The organism is Pseudomonas sp. SAS7, from assembly GCF_052112345.1.
Classification (GTDB): Bacteria; Pseudomonadota; Gammaproteobacteria; order Pseudomonadales; family Pseudomonadaceae; genus Aquipseudomonas; species Aquipseudomonas putida_Q.
On record NZ_JBEGGO010000018.1, the window covers coordinates 65,620 to 83,099 of the forward strand.

At 63.0% G+C, this 17,480-nt stretch carries 18 protein-coding genes; 9 read left to right on the forward strand and 9 right to left on the reverse strand.

Annotated features, from left to right (window positions below):
• The 4 genes from ABI582_RS24255 to gloB form a co-directional block, all read right to left on the reverse strand.
• Entirely contained in the window at window positions 1–1,836 is a 1,836-nt protein-coding gene (locus ABI582_RS24255; protein WP_442120520.1) for an extracellular solute-binding protein, read from the reverse strand.
• Entirely contained in the window at window positions 1,833–3,662 is a 1,830-nt protein-coding gene (locus tag ABI582_RS24260) for an extracellular solute-binding protein (RefSeq protein WP_442120521.1), read from the reverse strand. The genes ABI582_RS24255 and ABI582_RS24260 overlap by 4 nt, the downstream gene beginning before the upstream one ends.
• A 267-nt stretch (window positions 3,663–3,929) precedes the next feature.
• Window positions 3,930–5,360: a transglycosylase SLT domain-containing protein gene (locus ABI582_RS24265; RefSeq protein WP_442120522.1), complete on the reverse strand. Its 1,431-nt coding sequence runs from the start codon at window positions 5,358–5,360 to the stop codon at window positions 3,930–3,932.
• 100 nt (window positions 5,361–5,460) lie between these two features.
• Window positions 5,461–6,240 (reverse strand): hydroxyacylglutathione hydrolase, encoded by a 780-nt coding sequence (gloB, locus tag ABI582_RS24270; protein ID WP_258653384.1) that lies wholly within the window; start codon window positions 6,238–6,240, stop codon window positions 5,461–5,463.
• 85 nt (window positions 6,241–6,325) lie between these two features.
• Between gloB and ABI582_RS24275 the strand changes: the two genes are divergently transcribed.
• The 4 genes from ABI582_RS24275 (at window position 6,326) to ABI582_RS24290 (ending at window position 10,796) form a co-directional block, all read left to right on the forward strand.
• Window positions 6,326–7,099, forward strand: coding sequence for a class I SAM-dependent methyltransferase (locus tag ABI582_RS24275; RefSeq protein ID WP_442120523.1), 774 nt, complete (start codon window positions 6,326–6,328; stop codon window positions 7,097–7,099).
• A 15-nt stretch (window positions 7,100–7,114) separates the two neighbouring features.
• Window positions 7,115–7,561 (forward strand): ribonuclease HI, encoded by a 447-nt coding sequence (rnhA, locus tag ABI582_RS24280; protein ID WP_016498736.1) that lies wholly within the window; start codon window positions 7,115–7,117, stop codon window positions 7,559–7,561.
• A 51-nt stretch (window positions 7,562–7,612) separates the two neighbouring features.
• Window positions 7,613–8,371: a DNA polymerase III subunit epsilon gene (gene dnaQ, locus ABI582_RS24285; RefSeq protein WP_442120524.1), complete on the forward strand. Its 759-nt coding sequence runs from the start codon at window positions 7,613–7,615 to the stop codon at window positions 8,369–8,371.
• 175 nt (window positions 8,372–8,546) lie between these two features.
• Window positions 8,547–10,796 carry an Orn/Lys/Arg decarboxylase N-terminal domain-containing protein gene (locus tag ABI582_RS24290; protein WP_442120554.1) on the forward strand — a complete coding sequence of 750 codons (2,250 nt, stop codon included), beginning with the start codon at window positions 8,547–8,549 and terminating at the stop codon, window positions 10,794–10,796.
• On the opposite strand, the gene ABI582_RS24295 is transcribed toward ABI582_RS24290, so the two are convergent.
• Window positions 10,780–10,998, reverse strand: a complete 219-nt coding sequence (locus tag ABI582_RS24295) for a hypothetical protein (RefSeq protein WP_016488235.1) — start codon at window positions 10,996–10,998, stop codon at window positions 10,780–10,782. The genes ABI582_RS24290 and ABI582_RS24295 overlap by 17 nt on opposite strands.
• A 157-nt stretch (window positions 10,999–11,155) precedes the next feature.
• Here ABI582_RS24295 and chrR point away from each other — a divergent pair, with 157 nt between their 5' ends.
• A complete protein-coding gene (gene chrR / locus ABI582_RS24300) occupies window positions 11,156–11,716 on the forward strand; it encodes a class I chromate reductase ChrR (RefSeq protein ID WP_442120525.1) in 561 nt (186 codons plus the stop codon).
• A 123-nt stretch (window positions 11,717–11,839) separates the two neighbouring features.
• On the opposite strand, the gene ABI582_RS24305 is transcribed toward chrR, so the two are convergent.
• A complete protein-coding gene (locus ABI582_RS24305; RefSeq protein WP_442120526.1) occupies window positions 11,840–13,912 on the reverse strand; it encodes a TonB-dependent receptor family protein in 2,073 nt (690 codons plus the stop codon).
• Between the two features lie 220 nt (window positions 13,913–14,132).
• Here ABI582_RS24305 and ABI582_RS24310 point away from each other — a divergent pair, with 220 nt between their 5' ends.
• The 3 genes from ABI582_RS24310 to ABI582_RS24320 are packed head-to-tail and all read left to right on the forward strand — an operon-like array spanning window position 14,133 to window position 15,095.
• Window positions 14,133–14,381 (forward strand): helix-turn-helix domain-containing protein, encoded by a 249-nt coding sequence (locus ABI582_RS24310; RefSeq protein WP_019470477.1) that lies wholly within the window; start codon window positions 14,133–14,135, stop codon window positions 14,379–14,381.
• Between the two features lie 11 nt (window positions 14,382–14,392).
• A complete protein-coding gene (locus ABI582_RS24315) occupies window positions 14,393–14,740 on the forward strand; it encodes a head completion/stabilization protein (protein WP_442120527.1) in 348 nt (115 codons plus the stop codon).
• On the forward strand, window positions 14,733–15,095 hold the full coding sequence (locus ABI582_RS24320; RefSeq protein ID WP_019470479.1) for a hypothetical protein: 363 nt from the start codon (window positions 14,733–14,735) through the stop codon (window positions 15,093–15,095). The genes ABI582_RS24315 and ABI582_RS24320 overlap by 8 nt, the downstream gene beginning before the upstream one ends.
• Here ABI582_RS24320 and ABI582_RS24325 read toward each other — a convergent pair.
• Window positions 15,092–15,484 carry a helix-turn-helix domain-containing protein gene (locus ABI582_RS24325; RefSeq protein WP_338744651.1) on the reverse strand — a complete coding sequence of 131 codons (393 nt, stop codon included), beginning with the start codon at window positions 15,482–15,484 and terminating at the stop codon, window positions 15,092–15,094. The genes ABI582_RS24320 and ABI582_RS24325 overlap by 4 nt on opposite strands.
• A gap of 44 nt (window positions 15,485–15,528) precedes the next feature.
• Window positions 15,529–15,816 carry a hypothetical protein gene (locus tag ABI582_RS24330; protein WP_338747547.1) on the reverse strand — a complete coding sequence of 96 codons (288 nt, stop codon included), beginning with the start codon at window positions 15,814–15,816 and terminating at the stop codon, window positions 15,529–15,531.
• Between ABI582_RS24330 and ABI582_RS24335 the strand changes: the two genes are divergently transcribed.
• On the forward strand, window positions 15,712–15,927 hold the full coding sequence (locus ABI582_RS24335) for an ogr/Delta-like zinc finger family protein (protein WP_338747519.1): 216 nt from the start codon (window positions 15,712–15,714) through the stop codon (window positions 15,925–15,927). The genes ABI582_RS24330 and ABI582_RS24335 overlap by 105 nt on opposite strands.
• An 81-nt stretch (window positions 15,928–16,008) precedes the next feature.
• Here the strand turns inward: ABI582_RS24335 and nuoN are convergent, their stop codons facing one another.
• Window positions 16,009–17,478 (reverse strand): NADH-quinone oxidoreductase subunit NuoN, encoded by a 1,470-nt coding sequence (nuoN, locus tag ABI582_RS24340; protein WP_132841961.1) that lies wholly within the window; start codon window positions 17,476–17,478, stop codon window positions 16,009–16,011.
• Between the last annotated feature and the right edge of the window lie 2 nt (window positions 17,479–17,480).

A 17,480-nucleotide genomic window follows, 5' to 3' on the forward strand; every position in this document is an offset into this window, starting at 1 on the left:
TTAGTTGGCCTCGTCCGCAGGGGCTTCGCTGACCGCCGGGGTCACCCCGGGCTTGATCCACCAGGTGTCGATGCCGATGTCGTACTTGGGCGACACTTTCGGGTGGCCGATGTGGTTCCAGTAGGCCACGCGCCAGGTCTTGATGTGCCAGTTGGGGATCACGTAGTAGCCCCACAGCAACACGCGGTCCAGGGCACGGCAGTGGTCGATCAGGCTCTGGCGAGAGTCGGCGTTGATCAACTCTTCCACCAACTGGTCGATGGCCGGATCGCGCAGGCCGATGAAGTTGCGGCTGCCGGGGTTGTCGGCGGCGGCACTTGACCAGAATTCGCGCTGCTCGTTGCCCGGCGAGTTGGACTGCGGGTAGCCGCCGACGATCATGTCGTAGTCACGTGAACGCAGGCGGGTGATGTACTGCGAAACGTCCACCCGGCGGATGCTCAGGTCGATGCCCAGGTCAGCGAGGTTGCGCTTGAACGGCAGCAGAATGCGTTCGAACTCGGTCTGCGCCAGCAGGAACTCGATGCTTACCGGTTTGCCTTGGGCGTCGACCATCTTGTCGTCGACGATTTTCCAGCCGGCTTCCTGCAGCAGCTTGTAGGCCTGGCGCTGCTGCTCGCGGATCATGCCGCTGCCGTCGCTGACCGGGTTCTTGAAGGGCTCGGAGAACACCTGCTCGGGGACCTTGCCACGCAGTGGCTCGAGGATCTTCAACTCGTCTGGGCTGGGCAGGCCATGGGCGGCCATTTCCGAGTTGTCGAAGTAGCTGCCGGTGCGGGTGTAGGCACCGTTGAACAGCTGCTTGTTGGTCCACTCGTAGTCCAGCAGCAGGCTCAGCGCCTGGCGTACGCGCACGTCCTGGAACACCGTGCGGCGGATGTTGAAGATGAAGCCCTGCATGCCGGTGGGGTTGCCGTTGGGCAGCTCTTCCTTGATCAGTCGGCCTTCGCGCACGGCGGGCACGTTGTAGGCGGTGGCCCAGTTCTTCGCGCTGACTTCCAGCGCATAGTCGAACGCCCCGGCCTTGAGTGCTTCCAGGGCGACGGTGGTGTCGCGGTAGGAATCGAAGGTCATGAAGTCGAAGTTGTAGAAGCCGCGGTTGATCGGCAGGTCCTTGGCCCAATAGTCCTTGACCCGCTCGTAGCGCACCGAGCGCCCGGCCTTGACCTCGGCAACCTTGTACGGGCCGCTGCCCAGGGGGATTTCCAGGTTGCCGCGGTTGAAGTCGCGGTTTGCGTACCAGTGCTTGGGCAGTACGGGCAGCTGGCCGAGAATCAGCGGCAGCTCGCGGTTGCCCTTGTGCTTGAACCTGAACAGCACCTTCAGCGGGTCTTCGGCGACCACTTCGGCGACATCGGCGTAGTACTGGCGGTACAGCGGCGCACCGTCCTTGATCAGGGCGTTGAAGGTGAACACCACGTCCTCGGCGCGCATCGGGTGGCCGTCGTGGAAGCGGGCTTCGGGGCGCAGGTAGAAGCGCACCCAGCTGTTGTCGGGGGCCTTCTCGATCTTCCCGGCCACCAGGCCGTATTCGGTAAACGGCTCGTCCTGGCTCTGGCGCATCAGGGTGTCATAGATGCTGCCGATGTTCTCGGCCGACACGCCTTTGTTGATGAACGGGTTGAGGCTGTCGAAGCCGCCGAAGCTGGACTGGCGGAAGGTGCCGCCCTTGGGCGCGTCAGGGTTGACGTAGTCGAAGTGCTTGAAATCGGCAGGGTACTTGGGTGGCTCGTCGTACAGGGTGAGCGCGTGCTGCGGTGCGGCCAGGGTGGGAAGGCTCAGGCAGGCGAGCAACAGGCTGCATGCCAGCCGGCGCAGACGGTGCGTTGGCGTCATTGGGCTTTCTCCGAAGTCTTGATCCACCAGCTGTTCAGCCCAAGGGTGTAGGGCGGTGTGGTGACGAAGGCGAACCGGTTGCGGTAGGCCAGGCGATGGTTGTCGAGGTACCAGTTGGGGATCATGTAGTACTGCCATGAGAGCACGCGGTCCAGGGCGCGGGCGGCGGCGACCTGGTCGTCGCGGGTGCGTGCGGCCAGCAGGGTGTCGAGCAGGTGGTCGACCACCGGGTCCTTGACCCCAGCATAGTTCTTGCTGCCCTTGGTGGCGGCCTGGCTGGAATGGAAGTACAGCCACTGTTCCAGGCCGGGGCTCAGGGTCTGGTTCAAGGTCATCAGAATCATGTCGAAATCGAACTGGTCCAGGCGTTGTTTGTACTGGGCACGGTCCACGGTGCGCAAGCGTGCATCGATGCCGATGCTGGACAGATTTTCGACATAAGGTTGCAGGATGCGTTCAAGGTTGGGGTTTACCAACAGCAGTTCCATACGCAGCTGCTGGCCCTTGCTGTCGACCAGGCGCTGGCCGTTCAGCTTCCAGCCAGCCTCGGCAAGCAGGCCCAAGGCCTGGCGCAGGGTCTGTCGGCTGATGCCACGGCCATCGGTGTGACTGACCCTGTAGGGCTCGCTGAACAGCTTGGCCGGTAACTGGTCACGGAACGGCGCCAGCAACAGCCACTCCTTGCCGGTGGGCAGGCCGCTGGCAGCGAACTCGCTGTTGGGGTAGTAACTGGTCGAACGGCGGTAGGCGCTGCTGAACAGGGCGCGGTTGGTCCACTCGAAGTCGAGCATCAGCCCCAGCGCCTGACGTACCCGCGGGTCGCTGAAGGTGGCCCGACGGCTGTTCATGAACAGGCCCTGGGTTTGCGTGGGGATCTGGTGCGGGATCTGCGCCTTGATCACCTCGCCACGGCGCACGGCCGGGAAGTTGTAGCCGTTGGCCCAGTTCTTCGCCTGGTGCTCGATATAGATGTCGAATTCGCCAGCCTTGAACGCTTCGAAGGCCACCGTGGCGTCGCGGTAGAACTCGTATTCCACGCGCTTGAAGTTGTACTTGCCACGGTTGACCGCCAGGTCCTTGCCCCAGTAGTTCTTGACCCGCTCGAACACCAGACGGCGCCCGGGTTGTACCTGGGTGATGCGATAGGGGCCGCTGCCCAAGGGGGGCTCGAAGGTGGTGGCCTTGAAGTCGCGTTTTTGCCAGTAGTGCTTGGGCAGCACCGGCATTTCGCCCAGACGCAGGATAAGCAGCGGGTTGCCCGCGCGCTTGAACACGAAGCGGATGCGCAACGGGCCGAGGATGTCTACCCGCTGCACTTCCTGCAGGTTGGTGCGGTAGATCGGGTGGCCGTCCTTGAGCAGCGTGCGGTAGGAAAAGGCCACGTCTGCCGAGGTGATCGGCCGGCCGTCATGCCAGCGGGCTTCCGGGCGCAGGTTGAACACCACCCAGCTGCGGTCCTCGCTGTATTCGACCGAACGGGCGATCAGGCCGTAGCTGGAGGTCGGCTCGTCACCCGACGGGTCGTACTGGCCGGTGCCGACCATCAGCGGCTCGTTCAGCTCGCTGATGCCGTACTGCTGGAAATTGGGCGTGGTGATCGGGCTCGACCCCTTGAAGGTGTAGGGGTTGAGGGTATCGAAGGTGCCAAAAGCCATGGCGCGCAAGGTGCCGCCCTTGGGCGCTTGCGGGTTGACCCAGTCGAAATGGGTGAATGTGGCCGGGTACTTGAGCGTGCCGAACTGCGCGTATCCGTGGCTTTCGCTCACCATCGCGGCTGCGGGAAAGCTCAAGGCCAGGCTGAGTGACAGCAGGAGGGGACGTATCAAGTCGGCATCCGATCCAGAGGCGTTGGGCTTTGATCGGGTACAGTAACAGCTTGGTGGGGTTGGAAAAAGAGAGGTTTTGAAGGAGGGGTTGGCTTGGGTCTAATGGAGATGACGCGGTAGCTGTAGGAGCGGCCTTGTGTCGCGAACGGGCTGCGCAGCAGCCCCTGCAATATGGGCATTGGCTTCAAGAATCGGGGGCTGCTGTGCAGCCCGATCGCGACACAAGGCCGCTCCTACAGGGGGGCGCGTCAATCCCGCTGGCGAGCATTAATGCGAGAGGTAGACGGTCAGGGTCTGGCCTGGCTTGAGGGCGTGGCCGCTGCGTGGGTTCCAGCGCTTGAGGTGCTGCATTTCCACGTTGAAGCGCTTGGCCACCAGGTACAGCGAGTCGCCTTTGCGTACCTTGTACTGGGTGGAGCGCTTGCCGGATGCCGCTACCCGGTTGCCCGCGGCGCTCGGCCCTTTGCCACCGCGCAGGGCCAGTACCTGGCCGGCACGCAGGCTGTTGCCGGACAAACGGTTCCAGCGCTTGATGTCACCGACCGAAACGCGGTTGGCCTTGGCGATGGTGCCCAGGTTGTCGCCGCGCTTGACTCGGTAGCTGCGCGCTGCCACCGGCGCCTTGGCTTCGGCCACGGCGCGGGCGAACACGGCCTTGTTAGGCTGCAGGCTCACCAGCTGCTCAGGTTTGAGATTGGACAGGCTGTCGCTCAGCAGCTGCGCCTTGGCGGTTGGCACCAGCAGTTGCTGCGGGCCGTCTACGGTCATGCGCTTCTTGAAGGCCGGGTTGAGCTGGATCAGCTCGTCTTCGTCGATGTTGGCAAAGGCCGCCACCCGCGACAGGTCCAGGCGATCATTGATGGCGACCGCTTCGAAGTAGGGCTCGTTGGCGATCGGGTTCAGGTTCACGCCATAGGCTTCAGGCGTAAGCACCACCTGCGACAGGGCCAGCAGCTTGGGCACATAGTCGCGGGTTTCCTGAGGCAGCGGCAGGTTCCAGTAGTCGGTTGGCAGGCCGAGCCGTTCGTTGCGCTCCATGGCGCGGCTCACCGTGCCTTCGCCAGCGTTGTAGGCAGCCAGGGCCAGCAGCCAGTCCCCATTGAACATGTCGTGCAGGCGGGTCAGGTAGTCCAGTGCGGCGTTGGTCGACGCGGTGATATCGCGGCGGCCATCGTAGAAGTTGGTCTGGCGCAGGTTGAAGTGGCGGCCTGTCGCTGGCATGAACTGCCACATGCCGGCAGCGCTGGCGCGTGAATAGGCCATCGGGTTGTAGGCGCTTTCGATGGCGGGCAGCAGGGCCAGCTCCAGAGGCATGTCGCGCTCTTCAAGACGCTCGACAATGTAGTGCAGGTAGAGGCTGCCGCGCTCACCGGCGCTTTCGATGAAGGTGGGGTTGCTGGCGAACCACAGGCGCTGCTGCTCGATGCGCGGGTTGACGTCGATGCTGTCCTGCAGGGCGAAGCCCTGGCGCATGCGCTCCCAGACGTCCTGCGGCGCCTGCTCGGCCGGCTTGACCAGCAGCGGTGCAGGCTTGTGCTTGATCCGCGCCTGGTAATTGTGCGCGCGAACGCTTTCGGATTCGTCAAGCTGACGGGTGCTCTGGCAGCCCACCAGGGTGGCGGCCAGAGCCAGCGCACTGATTTGGGCCAGGCGCGTCAGGGCGACGGAATGAGAGGTTCTGCGGCTACGGGAAGACATCGGCTGAGACAGGTATCCGGGCGAAAAATTTCGGCGATTCTAGAAACCGCTCCGGGCCTGGTCAACCTTTGACCATCGATTGCGATATATCTTGAGGTTATCAGAAGGTGTCCTTCCAAGACCTCAAGGCAGCAAAAACAGTGACCTGCGAGTCGTTTGGATGTCCCTTCCATTCGTCTGCTTTTTGTTTAACTAATGTTTCAGAGGTACGCAGAAAGGGGTTGGTCAGGCGTTCCAGGCCGATCGTTGATGGCAAGGTGATGCGATTGTCGGCGCGTAAACGGGTAACGTCATCGAACCGCTGCAGAACGTGCGGATTGGTGGGTTCCACCGCCTTGGCAAAGCGCAGGTTGCTGAGGGTGTACTCGTGGGCGCAGTACACTTCGGTTTGCGGCGGCAGCGCCGCCAGGCGGGCGAGGGCCGGTTGCATCTGTTCGGGTGTACCCTCGAACATGCGCCCGCAACCGGCGGCGAACAGGGTGTCGCCACTGAACAGCACTGGCGTTGCCGGTTGGTCGCTGAAGAACGCGATATGCCCCAAGGTGTGGCCAGGCACTGCCAGTACCTGGAACGTGACGCCCAGCACCGTCACCTGGTCGCCTTCGTCCAGGGCCACGTCGCGACAGGGAATACGTTCGTTGGCAGGGCCGCACACCCGTGCGTTGGTCAGTTGCCTGAGCCGTTCCACGCCGCCGACATGGTCGTTGTGGTGGTGGGTAATCAGGATGTCGCTGAGCACCCATTCTGGGTTGGCCGACAGCCAGCGTTCCACCGGGCCGGCGTCACCCGGGTCGACCACCGCGCAGCGGCGTTTGGCAGTATCCTGTAACAACCAGATGTAGTTGTCGGAGAAAGCGGGGAGAGCATCGATCTGTATCATGGTGCGGATCCGATTCGCCAAGCGTGGCACATGAAGGCATCTTAGCCGCGATGGCGCGGTGGGAGAACCTTCGAGGGAGAGCGCAATGACCGACCAAGCCTTTGCCCAGGCCGACCCGGACTGGGTCAAGCTGATCACCCTGGCCCGTGAGTGGTTCAATGGCCCGATCGGCCAACTGATGCTCAAGGAAGAGGAAAAGCTGCTGGAAGAAGAGCTGGGCCGCTTCTTCGGGGGCTACCTTGTGCACTACGGCCCCTGTGCGGAGCCGCCGCCCAGCGCCCCCCAGGTGCAGCGCAACGTGCGCCTTGGGGCGCCGCTGCCGGGGGTGGAAATTGCCTGTGAAGAGCAGGCCTGGCCGCTGAGCGAGCACGCCGCCGATGTGGTGGTGCTGCAGCATGGCCTGGATTTCAGCCTGTCGCCCCATGGCTTGCTGCGCGAGGCTGCCAGCGCCGTGCGCCCGGGCGGGCACCTGCTGATCGTCGGGATCAACCCGTGGAGCAGTTGGGGCATGCGCCACTTCTTCAGCCACGGCGCCCTGCGCAAGGCGCGCTGCATCTCGCCGTCGCGGGTAGGCGACTGGCTCAACCTGCTGGGCTTCGCGCTGGAGAAACGCCGCTTCGGGTGCTATCGTCCGCCGCTTGCCTCACCAGCCTGGCAGCAGCGTCTGGCGGGCTGGGAACGGGTAGCCGGCGGCTGGCAGACCTCCGGTGGTGGGGTGTACCTGCTGGTGGCCCGCAAGATGGTGGTGGGCCTGCGGCCGTTGCGCCCGGAGCGCCGCGAGCCGATGGGCAAGTTGCTGCCGCTGCCGCTGGCCAAGGTGAACCGCACGGCGGCCAACCCTGAAACTGACAAGCACTGAATTCAAGAGTGGTACATGAGCGATAGCGTCGAAATGTTTACCGATGGTGCCTGCAAAGGCAATCCTGGCCCAGGTGGCTGGGGGGTCCTGATGATCTACAAGGGCGTCGAGAAGGAACTGTGGGGCGGCGAACGTGAAACCACCAACAACCGCATGGAGCTGATGGCGGCGATCCAGGGCCTGATGTCGCTGAAGCGCGAATGCGAAGTGGTGCTGACCACCGACTCGCAGTACGTGATGAAGGGCATCAACGAGTGGATGGTCAACTGGAAGAAGCGCGGCTGGAAGACCGCTGCCAAAGAGCCGGTGAAGAATGCCGACCTCTGGCAGCAGCTTGATGAGCAGGTCAACCGCCACAAGGTGAGCTGGAAGTGGGTGCGCGGCCATATCGGCCACCCCGGCAACGAACGCGCCGACCAGCTGGCCAACCGTGGGGTCGATGAGGTGCGCGCCCAGCGTTGAGCTGGGGTACAATCGCGGCCTTTGTAACTGATGCAAGTTGGAGCGCCCCGCGTGGAGCAGCAGCAAGATAAACGGTTCGTCATTCTCGATACCGAAACCACGGGTATGCCGGTCAGCGAAGGCCACCGGATCATCGAGATCGGCTGTGTCGAGGTGCTTGGCCGGCGCCTGACCGGGCGGCACTTCCACGTCTACCTGCAGCCGGACCGCGAGAGTGACGAGGGCGCTATCAACGTCCACGGCATCACCGACACCTTCCTGGTCGGCAAGCCACGCTTTGGCGATGTGGCCGAGGAATTCTTCGAATTCATCCAGGGCGCCACGCTGGTCATCCACAACGCGGCGTTTGACGTTGGCTTCATCAACAACGAATTCGCCTTGTTGGGCCAGCAGCATCGCGCTGACATTTCGCAGCATTGCACCATCCTCGACACCCTGTTGCTGGCGCGCTCGCGCCACCCAGGGCAGCGCAACAGCCTGGATGCGCTGTGCAAACGCTACGACATCGACAACTCGGGCCGTGAGCTGCACGGCGCATTGCTCGACTCGGAACTGCTGGCTGACGTCTACCTGGCGATGACCGGTGGCCAGACCAGCCTGTCGCTGGCGGGCCATGGCGCAGACGCCGAGGATGATGGGCAGGGCGCTGGCGGCAGCGAGATCCGCCGGATTGTCGGGCGGACGCCGGGGCGGGTGATCATGGCCACTGCCGAGGAACTGGAGGCGCATGCCGAGCGGCTGGCTGCCGTTGCCAAGTCGGCGGGCGGGCCCTCCATGTGGCAGGCCCTTACCGAGGCAGCGGCTGGCTGATTTTTAGCCTGTACCGCCCTCTTCGCGGGTGAACCCGCTCCCACAGGGATTTCGCATGTCCAAAGCCTTTTGAGGCCCCTGTGGGAGCGGGTTCACCCGCGAAAGGGCCAGTACAGGCAATACAAGGCTCAACTACCCTGAAATGGACGCCATGTCCTTCGGAGGTAGCCACCTGATGTACAAGGACCTCAAGTTCCCGATCCTCATCGTCCACCGCGCCATCAAGGCGGACAGCGTTGCCGGCGAGCGCGTGCGGGGCATCGCCGAGGAACTGCGCCAGGATGGCTTCGCCATTCTCGCCGCCGCCGACCATGCCGAAGCTCGCCTGGTTGCCGCCACCCACCACGGGCTGGCCTGCATGCTGATCGCTGCCGAAGGCGTGGGCGAGAACACCCACCTGCTGCAGAACATGGCCGAGCTGATTCGCCTGGCCCGCCTGCGCGCACCCAGCCTGCCGATTTTCGCCCTGGGCGAGCAGGTAACCCTGGAAAACGCCCCCGCCGAAGCCATGAGCGAGCTCAACCAGCTGCGCGGCATTCTTTACCTGTTCGAAGACACCGTGCCGTTTCTCGCCCGCCAGGTGGCGCGTGCCGCACACACCTACCTTGATGGCTTGCTGCCGCCGTTCTTCAAGGCCCTGGTGCAGCATACCGCGCAGTCCAACTATTCCTGGCACACCCCAGGCCACGGTGGCGGCGTGGCCTACCATAAAAGCCCGGTGGGCCAGGCTTTTCACCAATTTTTCGGGGAAAACACCCTGCGCTCGGACCTGTCCGTTTCCGTGCCGGAACTGGGCTCGTTGCTCGACCACACAGGCCCCTTGGCCGAAGCCGAAGCCAGGGCGGCGCGCAACTTTGGCGCAGACCACACCTTCTTCGTCATCAATGGCACTTCCACAGCCAACAAGATCGTCTGGCACGCCATGGTCGGCCGCGACGACCTGGTGCTGGTAGACCGTAACTGCCACAAGTCGGTAGTGCACGCGATCATCATGATCGGCGCCATTCCGCTGTACCTGTGCCCGGAGCGCAACGAACTGGGCATCATCGGCCCGATCCCGCTCAGCGAATTCAGCCCCGAGGCAATCGCGGCGAAGATCCAGGCCAACCCCCTTGCCCGCGATCGTGGGCAGCGCATCAAGCTGGCGGTAGTGACCAACTCCACCTATGACGGCCTGTGCTACCACGCCGGGATGATCAAGCAGAGCCTGGGTGCCAGTGTCGAGGTGCTGCATTTCGACGAGGCCTGGTTTGCCTATGCGGCGTTCCATGACTTCTTCACCGGGCGCTATGCCATGGGCACTGCCTGCACGGCAGACAGCCCGCTGGTGTTCAGTACCCATTCCACCCACAAACTGCTGGCCGCGTTCAGCCAGGCCTCGATGATCCATGTGCAGGACGGGGCCAGGCGTCAGCTGGACCGGGACCGCTTCAACGAAGCGTTCATGATGCATATTTCGACCTCGCCGCAGTACAGCATTCTCGCCTCGCTGGACGTGGCCTCGACCATGATGGAAGGGCCGGCCGGGCATTCACTGCTGCAAGAGATGTTCGACGAGGCGCTGAGTTTTCGTCGTGCCCTGGCCAACCTGCGTGAGCACATTGCTGCGGATGACTGGTGGTTCAGTATCTGGCAGCCGCCGAGCACCGAAGGTACCCCGCATCTGGCCGCGCAGGACTGGTTGCTGCAACCGGGAGCGGAGTGGCATGGCTTTGGCGAGGTGGTGGACGACTATGTGCTGCTCGACCCGCTCAAGGTGACCTTGGTGATGCCGGGCCTGAGCGCGGGGGGTGTGCTGGGCGAGCATGGTATCCCGGCAGCGGTGGTCAGCAAGTTTCTCTGGGAGCGGGGGCTGGTGGTGGAGAAAACCGGCCTGTACAGCTTTCTGGTGCTGTTCTCCATGGGCATCACCAAAGGCAAGTGGAGCACGTTGCTTACGGAGTTGCTGGAGTTCAAGCGCCACTATGATGGCAATACAGCCCTGAGCGATTGCCTGCCGAGTGTGGTGGCAGCCGATGCTTCACGCTACCAGAGGATGGGGCTGCGCGACCTGTGTGACCAGTTGCATGACTGCTACCGCGCCAATGCCACGGCCAAGCAACTGAAGCGGCTGTTCACGCGCCTGCCGGAGGTGGCTGTGAGCCCGGCCCGTGCCTATGACCAGATGGTGCGTGGCGAGGTGGAGGCGGTGCCGATAGAAGCGCTGCTGGGGCGTGTGGCGGCGGTGATGCTGGTGCCGTATCCGCCTGGTATTCCGTTGATCATGCCGGGCGAGCGGTTCACCGAGGCGACCCGCTCGATACTCGATTACCTGGCCTTTGCCCGGGCATTCAACCAGGGCTTCCCCGGTTTTGTCGCCGATGTGCATGGCCTGCAGAACGAGAACGGCCGTTACACCGTGGACTGCATCACGGAATGCGAATGATCTCGACGCCGCTGCGGGCCAGTTCGAAGCGGTTTTCACCGAGGTGGTTGACCTTGTCGCCGATGGCCAGGCGGTAGGTGGTGATGGGGGCGCCCAGCGTGCTGCCGTCGAGTTGCAGGGTGGATTCCTGGAACTCGTGCACGGGGTAGATACGGCCTTCGGCGTCACGGGCGTGGAATTGGCCGACCATTACTGCTGCCATTTGGGTGGAAACCTCTGAATTACGTAGAAAATGTCTGAAGGCATAGACCGTGCAACAGCCTCGGAAGTTTTCACCCTGCGGAAAAAAAACCAAAGCGCCGAGGAACGGTCATCTATAACTACAACGTCCCTTTACCCAGCAAAGGTTGGAAATTGCCATGAGCCAGGTGTATTCGGTAGCGGTTGTCGTGGGTAGCTTGCGCAAGGAGTCGTACAACCGCAAGGTCGCCCGCGCACTTTCGGAGCTGGCGCCGTCCAGCCTTACCCTCAAGATCGTCGAAATTGGCGATTTGCCGTTGTACAACGAGGACGTCGAGGCCGAAGCGCCGCCGGAGGCGTGGAAGCGGTTTCGCGAGGAGATCCGCCGCAGTGATGCGGTGTTGTTCGTCACCCCAGAATACAACCGATCGGTGCCGGGCTGCCTGAAAAATGCCATTGATGTGGGCTCGCGGCCGTACGGGCAAAGTGCCTGGAGTGGCAAACCGACGGCGGTGGTGAGTGTATCGCCCGGGGCCATTGGCGGCTTTGGCGCCAACCATGCCGTGCGCCAGTCGCTGGTGTTTCTGGACATGCCGTGCATGCAGATGCCCGAGGCCTACATTGGCGGGGCGGCAAGCCTGTTCGAGGACTCGGGCAAGCTCAACGACAAGACCCGGCCGTTTTTGCAGGCGTTTGTCGACAAGTTTGCCTCGTGGGTGAAGCTGAACCGGGCGGTTTGACGCGGTCTTTGTAGGAGCAGCCTCGTGCTGCGAAGACGCCTGCCCAGACGATACTGATGCGTGATTTGTACCGGCCTCTTCGCAGCACAAGGCTGCTCCTACAGAAACAGTGCGCTGCAGGCTCTAGCGGAAGCTGTAGGAAACGCCGGCGTAAACGCCAAACCCTTCGCCCGGCGTAGAGCGGGCGTTGTCCTTGCCTGCATCGTTGTAGGTTGGCGTTACCGTGGCCGCATACCGCTTGTTGGTCAGGTTGCGCAGGTCCAGCCATGTCTGCCAGTCCTGTTTGGGTGAGTTCCAGCCCAGGCGCGCACCGAGCAAGGCATATTCATCGGCGTGATAGCTGTTGGCATAGTCCACCTGCACCTTTGACGCCATCTGCGTGTTGACCCCGGCGTAGAAGCCGCTCGGCCAGTCATAGCGCAGTTCGGCCTGGTAATAGTGCATGGGGATGCCCGGCAGGCGGTTGTCGCCAAACGTGTCGTCATCACGGTAGTGGAAGTCGCTGAAGGTGTAGGCCTGGCGCAAGCTCAGCTTGCCGGTACCGGCGCGTTCCCACAGTGTGCTGTCAAGGCCGGCCTCCACGCCCTGGTGCACGGTAGCGCTGGCGTTGAACTCCGAAGTGAAGTTTGGCACCACTTCCACGGCCAGCAGTTCGTGGCGCACTTGCGAGTAATACCAGGCAAGGTCCCAGTGGCCAAGCGCCGAGTCGCCACGCGCGCCCAGCTCCAGGGTAGTGGCGGTCTGGTTCTGCATCTCGATCGGCTGGATCTGTTTGCCGCCTGTGCTGGGTGCGCTCCAGATCAGCGACCACGGGTGTGGTGGCTCTACCGAGCGGCTGAGGTTGCCGTACACCTGCAGGTCCGGGCGGATGTCGTAGCGCAGCCCCAGGCGTGGTGCATAGTCCCAGTCATGCATGCTCACCTTGCCGCCCTCGGCCGGGTAGGTCACGTCACTTTCGCGGCGGGTGTAGATCATTGCCAGGCCGCTGGTCAGCCACAGGTTGGGGGCCAGCTCCAGGTCGTTGCCGGCATGCAGCACGGTGTCCGAGCCCTGGTAGCTGAAGTCACGGGTGCGCTCGCCGAATACATCGCCATTGCGGGTAAATTGCGAAGCGCCGCTGTTGGGCAGGTGCTTGGTGGTGCGCCAGCCGATGGTGGTCTTGCTCTCGTGGCCGAACAGTGTGTCGCGGCGCAAATAGTTCAGCGTGCCGCTGACATCGGTATAGGCCACCTTCAGGCGCATGGGGCCTTCGCGCAGGTCCATCGGGTAGTCGTGGTAGACCAGGCCGGCTTCCAGGCGCGCATCGTCGTCGAGGTAGAACGTGGTCTTGTTGCCCACCCAGGTGCTGCCTGGTTGCGGGCGGCTGTCGTCGCGGGCCAGATAGGCCGGGTTGGCCGCACGCGGGTGGTGCTTGATCTGGTCTTTGGTCAGGCGCCCGGCCAGTTCGTTTTCTGTCTCCCGGTAGCGCAGGTAGAAGCGGGTTTCCAGGTTCGGGTTGAAGCGGTAGCCGACATTGGCAGCAATGCCCTTGGCACTGCCGCTGCTGTGCGCCTGATAGCCGTCATATTCCGAGTCGGTCAGGGCCACGTAGTAGTCGAGGTTGCCCAGCACTTGCCCCGAGCTGATGTGCCGGTGCTGGTAACCGCGGCTGCCGACCTCGTAGCGCACCTGCAGCGGCGCGGCGTCGTAGCCGGTGTGGGTGACGTAGTTGATCGCGCCGCCCAGCGCCAGGGCACCCTGGTCGAAACCATTGGCACCGCGCAGTACTTCCGCGCGGCTCAGCCACAGCGGCTCGAACAGTTCGTAGGGCGTACCGCCCGGGCCCGTCAGTGGCAGGCCGTCGAACATCGTGTAAACCCCGGAGCCGTGGGCACCCGGCGCACGGTTGATGCCCGAGCCGCGGATCGACAGTTTGATGCCATCGTTGCCCGCCGATTGGGCGAATACGCCGGGCTGGTAGGCCAGCACGTCCTGGTTGCTGGCCACTCGGCCTTGCCCCACGCGTTGCATGTCCACCAGGTTGCTGGCGCCTGGCACCTGCCGCAGGCGTTCGCTGGCAGCTGTCAGGTCGTTCTGCTCCTCATCGGTGATCAGCACCTGGCCCAATTCGACCGCGGATGCCGCCAGGGCGGGCTGGGCGGCAACAAAGGCAGCCAGCAGGCCAAGGCAGGACGATGGGGAAAAAACGGAACGCATTGTACGACTCCAGGCGAAAGACGAATGGACAACGGCGTTGAGACGAGCGAAATGCCGCTTGGAGCACTAAGAAAGTCAGCAAATCTTGCATGGCTTTCGTCAGACGCTTTTGTACGAAAGTTCTTTACAAGCCGCACCGGTGGAGCGAGGCGGCATGCGCTTCGTAAGGTGGCTGCAGACCGGCAGCGATGCCTCGCTCAATCACCCGTGGAGTACAAGCATGACTGACAACGCACGACACCCGCAGCAACCCCCGGCGGACGCCCCGGTTCGCCTGACGCCCCGTGAACGGCAAGTGCTGTTGTGGTGTGCCTACGGCAAGAGCTCCTGGGAGATAGGCCGGATCCTTGAATGCAAGGAGTCGACGGTGAACTTCCACGTGTCCAACATCTTGCGCAAGTTCGACGTGCCTACACGGGTGGCGGCGGTAATCAAGGCCATTCGCTACGGCATGCTGGCCGAGCAATGAGGGGGTGAGGTATGAGCAACGACCCTCGGTTACCACGTTATGCCGACAGCCATGACCCGTTCTGGCCACGGGTGGACCTTGGCAGGCTGCGTGAGCGCCTGAACCTGACATGGCCGGTCAGTGAGGCCGCCCTGGAAGTCGCCGCACGTTGTGCCGCCATTGATGCAGCGCGGGAATTTGCGCGCTGGCGCGCGGTGTTGCGAGAGCGGGGCTACAAGCGCCTGGAGGATGTGGCCGGGCATGATCAAGGGCGCGCTTTGCGGGTGTGCTACATCCGCTTTGTCGAAGCCGCGGTCATGTACAGCCTTGGTGCAAGCTCATCTCTGCGCACTGGGCGTCGGGGGGCGGCTCATGCATGAGGAATTTGTTGTCGACCGCTGGGCCCCGGGGCTGATTGAGCTGCTGAGCGTGGATGGCAGTGTGTTGTTTGCCGCGCTGTTGGGGGCTTTGCTGGTGGGCGCGGCGCGCGACCGCTTGATCACCAGTGCGACCAGGCGCCTGACGCTGGGCAAGAAGCTGTTGCTGGTGTTCGTGACTGTGGGGGTGGGGCACCTGTTCGAGCCGCTGGTTTCGTCATTGGCGCCCTTGTTGACCCGTGGCATGGCGGCATTCGTCGCAGCCGTGGTGGTGATCCCCATCAGCCTCAAGGTCATGGTCTGGCTGGATACGCTCGACCCGCGCGAACTTATCCAGCGCTGGCGCCGCCGAGGTTAGCCCCTGGCGGCTTCGGGCAGGTGGCTGGTCAGTTCGCTCAATTGCTGTTCCAGCTGCTGGATGCGTTGCTTGTCCTTGATGTGCAGCAGGATGGCTTGGCGATCAACCGGGGACAACGTGCGCAGCCGGTCGAGCATGTCGAACTCCCAGCCTGGCTCACTTTGGCATACCGGGCGTTGTTCCCCTTCACCCAACAGCAACCAATCAAGGGAGCACGCATGCTGTATGGCGATTTCTATGCAAAGTGAGTATGGGACGCTGTCGCGAACTTTCCAGCTGCTCAGCGTCTGCGGGCTGACCGACAACGCACGAGACAGCTCGGCATCAGTCTGGGCACCAGTGAGAAGCTTAAGGCGCGTGAGCACCGCAGCAAGTACGTGAGTACTCATAACAAATATCCATGACTGGTTTAATGATATTCCATGGGCTTAAACTACTCGTTATGAATACAGCCCTGCGTTTTAAGGAGCACTTCTGCAATGAGAACCATCAAATTGAAGAATACACCCACAGTTGCAGCCAATACTGACACACAGGTTGGCCTGAGCAATGCTAGCAGGTACTTGCCGTGAGTACTTACAAGCTGGTTTGCCCGCATTGCCATAGCCGGATGCGCATACGCACTAGCGAAGGGCGCCATATTTTCTTGCGTATCGCTTATTTGCAATGCACCACTGAAGCGTGCGGCTGGTCTGTACGCGCCGAATTCGAAATGACCCATGAACTTTCCCCCAGCGGGATGCCCAATCCGGAAGTGTACCTGCCTTCGGCCAATGGCGATTTGCGCAAGGCCGCCTTGCCTGGGGCAGGCCAGGCCAGCCCGGTTGAGTGAGGCTTCATAGGGGGCAGGCAAATAAATGTGCAGATAAAAAAACACCCCGCATAAGCGGGGTGTTTTGTGTTGCCGAGGCGATCAGCCGATCAGTTGCAGGCCGGCTTGCTGAACCAGTTCCAGCAGCGGCTGCGGGTAGACGCCGAGCACGAAGGCAAGAATGGCGATGGCCAGCAGCATGACGCCACCGGTGCGCTGTTCCCACTTCAGCGGGGCGTCGTGACGACGCAGGTTCGGCTCGACCAGGTACAGGGTGACCATGACGCGCAGGTAGTAGTAAACGCCGATGGCGCTACCGATCACCAGGGCACCGACCAGCCACCACAGGTGCGACTCGACGCCGGTGGCGATGATGTAGAACTTGCCGATGAAGCCAGCGGTCAGCGGGATACCCGCCAGCGACAGCATCATCACGGTCAGTACCGCGGTCAGGTACGGGCGGCGCCAGAACAGGCCGCGGTACTCGTACAGCGCATCGGCGTCACGGCCGCCGTAAGGCGAGGACATCAGGGTGATTACGCCGAAGGCGCCGAGGCTGGTGATCACGTAGGTGACCAGGTACACGCCCATGGCTTCCAGGGCCAGGCCCTTGCTGGCAACCAGGGCGATGACCAGGTAGCCAAAGTGGGCGATGGACGAGTAGCCCAGCAGGCGCTTGAGGTTGCTCTGGGTCAGCGCCAACAGGTTGCCGACCAGGATCGAGGCTACGGCAATCACCGCCAGCACGGTGCTCAGCGCGCCGCTGCTGGCAGCAGGGGAGAGCATGAACAGGCGCACGACCACGGCGAATACTGCCACTTTGCTGGCGGTGGCGAGGAACGCGGCCACCGGCGCCGGGGCGCCTTCGTACACGTCCGGGGTCCACAGGTGGAACGGTACCAGCGACAGCTTGAAGGCCAAGCCGACCAGCATCATGCCCAGGCCCAGCTGGGCCACCAGGCTTGGCATGCTGGTGGTTGCCAGGGCTTTGCCGATCTGGTCGAAGCTCAGGCTGCCGGCATCTGCGTACAGCAGGGCCATGCCGAACAGCAGGAAAGCGGAGCCTGCGGCCGACAGCACCATGTACTTGATGCCGGCTTCCAGTGATCGCTTGTTGAAGAAGGCGTACGCCACCAGGCCGTAGACCGGTACCGACAGCAGCTCCAGGCCGATGAACAGGCCGGCCAGGTGGTTGGCGCTGACCAGCACCAGGCCTCCGAGGGCCGACATCAGCAGCAGCAGGTACAGTTCTTCACGGTTGCCCGGGAAGCCCTTGGAGCCTTCGCCGAGGTAGGCGTGGGCCAATGTGACGCACGCCAGCGTCGCCACCAGGATGATCGCCATGTACAGGCAGGCGAACTTGTCGATGGTGATCAGCGGGGTCACCGCCAGCGGCGCTACTTTCAGCGCCGGCAGGATCGACAGCAGGGCCAGGTTCAGGCCCACGGTGGACAGCAGGAAGGTCTGCGAGTGGTTGCGCTTCCAGGCGATCGCCAGCATCACCACCACCGTGGTGATGGTGGTGATCAGCATCGGCGCCAATGCGATGAAGTGTTGAGTGGTGAATTCCATAG

Excerpts from the sequence above, each read along its gene's own strand:
- gloB (WP_258653384.1), bottom strand. The coding sequence starts at position 6,240 with ATGATACAGATCGATGCTCTCCCCGCTTTCTCCGACAACTACATCTGG.
- ABI582_RS24255 (WP_442120520.1), bottom strand. The coding sequence starts at position 1,836 with ATGACGCCAACGCACCGTCTGCGCCGGCTGGCATGCAGCCTGTTGCTC.
- ABI582_RS24305 (WP_442120526.1), bottom strand. The coding sequence starts at position 13,912 with ATGCGTTCCGTTTTTTCCCCATCGTCCTGCCTTGGCCTGCTGGCTGCC.
- ABI582_RS24265 (WP_442120522.1), bottom strand. The coding sequence starts at position 5,360 with ATGTCTTCCCGTAGCCGCAGAACCTCTCATTCCGTCGCCCTGACGCGC.
- ABI582_RS24290 (WP_442120554.1), top strand. The coding sequence starts at position 8,547 with ATGTACAAGGACCTCAAGTTCCCGATCCTCATCGTCCACCGCGCCATC.
- ABI582_RS24275 (WP_442120523.1), top strand. The coding sequence starts at position 6,326 with ATGACCGACCAAGCCTTTGCCCAGGCCGACCCGGACTGGGTCAAGCTG.
- ABI582_RS24330 (WP_338747547.1), bottom strand. The coding sequence starts at position 15,816 with ATGGGTCATTTCGAATTCGGCGCGTACAGACCAGCCGCACGCTTCAGT.
- ABI582_RS24325 (WP_338744651.1), bottom strand. The coding sequence starts at position 15,484 with ATGAGTACTCACGTACTTGCTGCGGTGCTCACGCGCCTTAAGCTTCTC.
- ABI582_RS24310 (WP_019470477.1), top strand. The coding sequence starts at position 14,133 with ATGACTGACAACGCACGACACCCGCAGCAACCCCCGGCGGACGCCCCG.
- ABI582_RS24315 (WP_442120527.1), top strand. The coding sequence starts at position 14,393 with ATGAGCAACGACCCTCGGTTACCACGTTATGCCGACAGCCATGACCCG.
- nuoN (WP_132841961.1), bottom strand. The coding sequence starts at position 17,478 with ATGGAATTCACCACTCAACACTTCATCGCATTGGCGCCGATGCTGATC.
- rnhA (WP_016498736.1), top strand. The coding sequence starts at position 7,115 with ATGAGCGATAGCGTCGAAATGTTTACCGATGGTGCCTGCAAAGGCAAT.
- ABI582_RS24320 (WP_019470479.1), top strand. The coding sequence starts at position 14,733 with ATGCATGAGGAATTTGTTGTCGACCGCTGGGCCCCGGGGCTGATTGAG.
- ABI582_RS24295 (WP_016488235.1), bottom strand. The coding sequence starts at position 10,998 with ATGGCAGCAGTAATGGTCGGCCAATTCCACGCCCGTGACGCCGAAGGC.
- chrR (WP_442120525.1), top strand. The coding sequence starts at position 11,156 with ATGAGCCAGGTGTATTCGGTAGCGGTTGTCGTGGGTAGCTTGCGCAAG.